The sequence below is a fragment of the Spirillospora sp. NPDC048824 genome (genome assembly GCF_043198455.1).
Classification (GTDB): Bacteria; Actinomycetota; Actinomycetes; order Streptosporangiales; family Streptosporangiaceae; genus Spirillospora.
Genome location: NZ_JBICUS010000065.1, coordinates 1 through 1,557 on the forward strand (window position 1 = coordinate 1; position 1,557 = coordinate 1,557).

1 protein-coding gene is annotated in these 1,557 nt (G+C 61.8%); it reads left to right on the forward strand.

The window, feature by feature from the left end:
- Nucleotides 1-657 precede the first annotated feature (657 nt).
- Nucleotides 658-1,485 (forward strand): tyrosine-type recombinase/integrase, encoded by an 828-nt coding sequence (locus ACGFIS_RS37525; protein ID WP_392974025.1) that lies wholly within the window; start codon nt 658-660, stop codon nt 1,483-1,485.
- Nucleotides 1,486-1,557: the final 72 nt, after the last annotated feature.

Consider the following 1,557-nt stretch of genomic DNA (forward strand, 5'->3'; position numbering starts at 1 on the left):
CCCTACCGCGATCCCGAACACCGCCACGCATGGTCCACCTGGCGCCGACGCCACCAATACCGAGCCCGAAAATGCCACCAGGCATGGCACGCCTACGCCGACACCACGTGATCACCGCAGGCCACAGCCCCAATTACAGCTGCCGTAGCTGAGAACCGGATGCCGGAGGGCGTGTTGCCGGCAGGCCGAACCTGGTCATGTTAACTGTGGGCACGGTCGGCTTCGTAACGGGCCTTGGAGGCTTGATCGCGCTTCCGGTGACGCTTCCGGCGAACATCACGGCCAGGCCGTTCTCAACGCCAGGATGGTCAGGGCGAACGCCCACTTGCGCGGCTGGAATCTGGGAGACGAGATCGTGCGGAACGCCATCCTGATCGCGGTCGCCGGCGGGTCGCCGAATGCCGTGTTTTCGGGATTCGGAGTCAGCCTCTGACCTGAATGTTTGTGTCGGGGTGGCGGGATTTGAACCCACGACATCTTCATCCCGAACCGATGATCACGCACATACCTGAACGCGTGATCAACCTCGTTTCACGGTAAAGTCCCAGGTAGATGGCCTGCCTCGTTTTCAGTGAGTGATGGCCAGGATCCCGCTGTCATTCATAGTCCGGGGTCAAACGAGGGTCAGATGATCAAGCCTGGGAGGTGGGGAGCCCCATGGGGCAGACACGCAAGAGAGTGGGCAAGGACGGCAAGCCTCGCTACACGGCCTACTACGACGACATCCGGGGCCAGCGGAGATCGGCCGGAACCTACGCGAGCAAGAAGGAAGCAGAAAAGGCATGGCAACGCGCCGAAGTGAAGGTCTCCGAAGGCAGAACCGGAGAACCCGCACGCGGAAGGCAACGCTTCAAAGACTACGTCGAGGACACCTGGCTCCCGAACCATGAAATGGAGGCCAGCACCCGATCGGGGTATACCTACACCATCTACAAGCACATCATGCCGGAGTTCGGCTGTATGCGGATGGTTGACATTCTCCCCGAGCATGTCCGCGCCTGGATCGCCAAGCTCAAGAAGCAGGGCATGACGCCCGTGACCATCCGCTGCACCAAGATCATCCTCAGTGCCATCTTCACCACGGCGCTGGAGGACCAGGTCACGTTCCTCCACCCCTGCCGCGGAGTGAAGGCCCCGCCTGTCGTCCGCAAGCCGCTCAAGATCGTCACGCCCGAGCAGTTCGACGACATCTACCACGCGCTCCCCGAGGGGACCTTCCGTCTCCTCACCGAAACCGAGATCGAGAGCGGCCTCCGCTGGGGCGAACTCAGCGAGTTGCGTGCCAAGGACCTCAACCTCAGAACCCGCATCCTCACGGTCAGCCGCACGGTCGTGGAGCTCAACCCGAAGTTCCACCCGGACGGCGGCCACTTCCTCGTCAAGGACTACCCGAAGGACAAGGAGTACCGCCGCTTCAAGCTCAGCGCCCAGATGGCCGAGAAGCTCGAAGACCACATCAGGACCCTCTGTGTCAGGCTCAGGTGAGACACGAGGGGATGAAGTTCCCTAACTGATACGGACAGGGCGAGAACGGGTACCGAGCAGAGTGACGATGAC

What these genes read in the sequence shown, in the direction of transcription:
- ACGFIS_RS37525 (WP_392974025.1), top strand. Translation starts at nt 658, where the DNA reads ATGGGGCAGACACGCAAGAGAGTGGGCAAGGACGGCAAGCCTCGCTAC.